The organism is uncultured Fibrobacter sp. (assembly GCF_937877005.1).
In the GTDB taxonomy this organism is placed as follows: domain Bacteria; phylum Fibrobacterota; class Fibrobacteria; order Fibrobacterales; family Fibrobacteraceae; genus Fibrobacter.
The window spans coordinates 1-4,181 of the sequence record NZ_CALEFV010000027.1 but is presented as its reverse complement, the minus strand read 5'-3'; the positions used below and the strand labels follow the sequence as shown (position 1 = coordinate 4,181).

At 51.5% G+C, this 4,181-nt stretch carries 5 protein-coding genes; 4 read left to right on the top strand and 1 reads right to left on the bottom strand.

Going from position 1 to position 4,181, the window contains the following annotated elements:
* Window positions 1-96: 96 nt before the first annotated feature.
* A complete protein-coding gene (locus tag Q0628_RS01525; RefSeq protein WP_298767815.1) occupies window positions 97-1,002 on the bottom strand; it encodes an Rpn family recombination-promoting nuclease/putative transposase in 906 nt (301 codons plus the stop codon).
* Between the two features lie 262 nt (window positions 1,003-1,264).
* Here Q0628_RS01525 and Q0628_RS01520 point away from each other — a divergent pair, with 262 nt between their 5' ends.
* From Q0628_RS01520 to map, 4 genes are all read left to right on the top strand, one after another.
* Window positions 1,265-2,395, top strand: coding sequence for a nucleotidyltransferase family protein (locus Q0628_RS01520; protein ID WP_298767814.1), 1,131 nt, complete (start codon window positions 1,265-1,267; stop codon window positions 2,393-2,395).
* A gap of 89 nt (window positions 2,396-2,484) precedes the next feature.
* A complete protein-coding gene (locus Q0628_RS01515; protein WP_298767813.1) occupies window positions 2,485-3,471 on the top strand; it encodes a hypothetical protein in 987 nt (328 codons plus the stop codon).
* 9 nt (window positions 3,472-3,480) lie between these two features.
* The gene (locus Q0628_RS01510) at window positions 3,481-3,648 is read left to right on the top strand and encodes a hypothetical protein (protein WP_298767812.1); all 168 of its coding nucleotides are present in this window, start codon (window positions 3,481-3,483) and stop codon (window positions 3,646-3,648) included.
* 25 nt (window positions 3,649-3,673) lie between these two features.
* A partial coding sequence (gene map / locus Q0628_RS01505) for a type I methionyl aminopeptidase (RefSeq protein WP_298767811.1) occupies window positions 3,674-4,181 on the top strand: 508 nt, incomplete at its 3' end.

Sequence of the window (4,181 nt, the reverse complement as noted above, 5' to 3'; positions counted from 1 at the left end):
GTCCCGCGTTCGGCCCTCTAGGCGGGGATGTCGTGGGGTGACGCCACGGCTTCGTGCCGCGAGAGCCCGCCCCTGCGCGGCAGGGAACGCCCGTGATTAGCGGGAGGAGCGCCTCTTGGCGATTTCTTCTTTGGATAGGCCAGAAATGAGCGAGATTTCGTCGTCGGATAGTTTACCGTTATCGAACATGGCGTCGACCATTTCGAGCTTGGTATCCGCGATTTTTGCTTCTAGTTCTTCTTCTTCGACTTCGGCGATAGACTTGTAGCCGTACACCTGGCTGCACTTAAGAAAATCCATTGTAAATTGCTCCTTGGCGTCGCCGTTGAACCACTTTTTCAAATATATAAAAGTTTGTGATAGAAAGTCCTCTGCCTCCGCGCGGGGGAGGGCCTTGAGACCCTCTATAGCCGGCTTTAAGTGTTTTTTCAGATCTTTTCCGCTAAAGACGTACTTCAGAGCGACAAGGGCGAGTGCGATTTTGGGTGAAATTTTGGGTATTTCGGCATCTTCAAAGATGTCACCCACATCAACAATTTCTAGAATGAACGGCAGGCCGATTTTATGGTAGTATTCGGGATAGTTCGGAAACATGATTTCTTTCTCGACGTTCCATGAATTCTTGCCGTTGTACAGCACGATTGCTATGGTCGGGATGTTCTTCTGGTTCCTGACCATGATCTGGAACCAGTATTGCACTAGTTGGGCGATGATTCTTGAATCTGGGTAACTCTTGTGTTCCTCGATTATTCCAACGAGAAGTTCTGCCTGCTTGGGCTCGTCACTTGCAATTCTTACCGTGAATGCGAGATCCCCATCGCCATGGCTGATGGTATCGCTGAATGCTTCAGAGATTTCTCGCAGGGAATCCAGATTTACGGTTTTCAGAAATTGGGCGAGGTTAGCGTTTTTGCGGGCGGCAAGGCGTAAGAGTTCTGCTGTGCGAACAGGGTCTTTGAATACCGAGCGAATATAGGGGTCGTGTAGGTGTTTCTTGTTCATGTTAGTTCCTTTGTTTTTTAGATTCAAAGGGCGAAATATATAAAGGGGAATGCTGAAAGACGAAAGAACGTCGAAAATGGCAAACAACTGTTGACAAAATGGACATGATTTTACAAAGTGTCAACAATAGTTGCATGAAATCCCGGCACAAGGCCGGAATGACAAGGGGAGGGGGGATTGACAAGCGACAACGAATATGAATGTGTCGGTAGAATACAATTTGCAAAAAGTTCGGCAAAAATGTATATTGTTGAGGATTTACATGCACGCAGACGAAACATCCATAAAAGTCCCTCGGACCATTGACGGTCTCGACACCGTATTCTGCAGGCTTCTGCAGGTTGCTCTTGGGGTAACGCAAGATTTCCCGTATACACCGAACGAAAAGGAATGGCAAGCGCTGTTCCAGATGGCCAAGCAGCAGTGCGTTATGGGTGTTGCCTACAACGCGATTCCCAAATTGCCCCCGGAAGCGCGTCCGCCGCGCCAAATTACCATAAACTGGTCTGCTGCGGCAGAAACCATGCGGGGCGTAAATCACCTGATTAACCAGGAAGCGGCTCATTATACTAACTTTTTTGCAGAGTGCGGCCTGCGCAGTGCCATTTTGAAGGGTGCCGCCAATGCAAGGCTGTATCCGGATCCTTTATCGAGGCAGGGCGGGGATATTGACATCTGGGTTCCCGGTGGAAGGGAAAGACTGACCAATCTGTTAGCCGACAAAAAAATCATTTCAGGGCCAAAGGCTATTGAACGAATCAGCCGACACATCGGTTTCCAGGGAGAAAACGGCATACACATAGAAGTCCATTTTCGCGCAGCCGACATTCTCCGCAATGCGAAGGAATTCCAAAAGTTGCTCAACGCCGAGCTAGAAAATACGACGCTTACGCCGGAAGGCTTCTATACACCGAGCATCCGTTTTGCTTTGATTATGCAAATGGAACATTTGTATAGCCATTGCCTTCTGGGAGGGGTGGGGCTCAAGCAGTACATGGACTACTTTATACTGCTTACGCATTCAACCGAAGCCGACAGAACTTTTGCTTGGCAGCAGATTCAAAAATTCCATCTGCAACACGCCTGCGCCGCCATCATGAGCGTGCTCGAGAAAGTGTTCGCCCTTCCGCGCAAACTGATGCTTTGCACTCCCGACCCAAAGCGCGGCATGCGGTTATACAAGCTGACTATGTCCGGCGGCAACTTCGGGCGCTACAATCCCGATAACGTTAACAGGCGCTTTGTATTGAGGCGCTGGCTCATCGACAGGGTGCACGCCATTCAGTGGCTGACATTTGACCCGGTCGACGCGATTCTGCATGAATGCCATTACTGGCGCAACACGTTCTTGCTCATTCCCGAGCGCATCCGCCGTCGAAAGATTGCCCTATAGACATTAAAAAATTCATTCTTTGTGAATTTGCGCACTTTACGAAATTATTATAATTTTATATATTTAGCCCAATAAATTGCAGGTGTGCTATGAACATTTTCAAAAAAATCGCAATTCTGGGGCTGTCTATCGGTTTTGCCGATGTCTTTGCAGCCGACGGCGGAGACATAGTCGTCGAAAACGATCCCGTTATCGAAGACGGCACCGTCATCGCCGAATACGGTGCCATTACCGTCAAGATGCTCAACGGCAAGAAGACTGCCGTTCTTAGCAGCGAATCCAAGGAAACGGTCGAAATTCCCGAAGACGTGGTTGTCGACTCCATCTACTACGACCGCGACTATTCCGGTCAATGGGGCAAGCCCGGCACACTGATTCTGCCTTTTGACCTCCCGAGGGGCTACTTCAGTTCGTTCGGCCAGATCTACGAAATGACGGGTATCGGCATCAACGGTAACCAGACCTGGGAAATCGACACGAAGGACATCGGCAGTAACGGAGCCTTTGTGGCGAACAGGCCGTACTTTGTGCGTCCGCACGCCACGAACATGACCTTCCCGCGCTGGGAGGTTAAGTCCTTCACGATGAAAAAGAATGTCGGCGTAGACACCAAGGTGACATTCGACAACTGGGAATTCCGCGGCAACTATTCCTACAAGAAGTGGGCCGAAGGCGACCCGGAACTTGGCTACGTTTACGGTTTCGCAGCCAGAGAGAAGGAAGTGAATGGCAAGCAAATCCAGGAAGGCCAGTTTGTCAAGGGCGCAGCGGGCGTGTATATCCGTCCCTTCCGCGCACACCTAATCTACAACAAGAATGCAACCGCCTTGGCTAAGACTGCGGCAGGTGCTTCGGGAATCGCCTCGCTTACGGAAGGTAGTCTTCCGGACACGATCAACGTCATCTTCCGTGACGAGAACGGCGATATCACGGCCATCCATTCGCTCGACCCGCGTAGCGGCGAATTCACCGTCAACAAGACGGGCTGGTACGACATGAAGGGCCGCAAGCTTGGCAAGAAGCCGACCATCAAGGGTTCGTACTTCTATAACGGCAACAAGGTCACCATCAAGTAGGGGAGACAGATGAATATCTTTTTTGAAAAGAAGGAATACAGGGCCCCGAAGCTGCGTATCATAGACATGCGCGGCGATACGAGCCTGCTTGCCGGTTCGGGCGAAGGACCTGATGCCGATGAGTACGACGACGAATTCGGTCTCAACCACAATACCGGGATGGACCGCCACGCGTAGTCTTTTCGAACTGCTGCGTGCGGCCATGGGCAACGCACCCAAAAATCCAACCGAACTGAAGCTTATGCTTAAGGCTGGCGAACTTGCCGCGCAGGCTCTGGAGCTTGCAGGCAAGCACGCTGTGCCTGGCATTTCCACATTGGAGCTTGACAGGATCGTAGCTGATTTTATCAAGTCCCGCGGTGGTAGCTGCCCCTGTAAGGGATACGGCGGCTTCCCCGCACATAACTGCTTCTCCATCAATGAGGAGCTGATCCACGGTATCCCCTCCAAGAAGAAGATTCTCAAAGAGGGCGACATCGTTAAGATCGACGTCGGTGCCATTTACCGTGGCTACAACGGCGACAGTGCCCGTACCTTCCCCGTGGGGAGGATCACGAGTGAGGCACAGCGCCTGATCGATGCGACGAAGGCCTCCTTCTTTGCCGGTATGGAAAAGGCGGTGGCAGGCGGACGGATCGGAGACGTCGGCAGTGCCGTTGAGAATTGTGTCAAGACCGCGGGCTTTTCCGTCGTACGCAGCTACGTCGGAC

Excerpts from the sequence above, each read along its gene's own strand:
- Q0628_RS01525 (WP_298767815.1), bottom strand. The coding sequence starts at position 1,002 with ATGAACAAGAAACACCTACACGACCCCTATATTCGCTCGGTATTCAAA.
- Q0628_RS01510 (WP_298767812.1), top strand. The coding sequence starts at position 3,481 with ATGAATATCTTTTTTGAAAAGAAGGAATACAGGGCCCCGAAGCTGCGT.
- Q0628_RS01515 (WP_298767813.1), top strand. The coding sequence starts at position 2,485 with ATGAACATTTTCAAAAAAATCGCAATTCTGGGGCTGTCTATCGGTTTT.
- Q0628_RS01520 (WP_298767814.1), top strand. The coding sequence starts at position 1,265 with ATGCACGCAGACGAAACATCCATAAAAGTCCCTCGGACCATTGACGGT.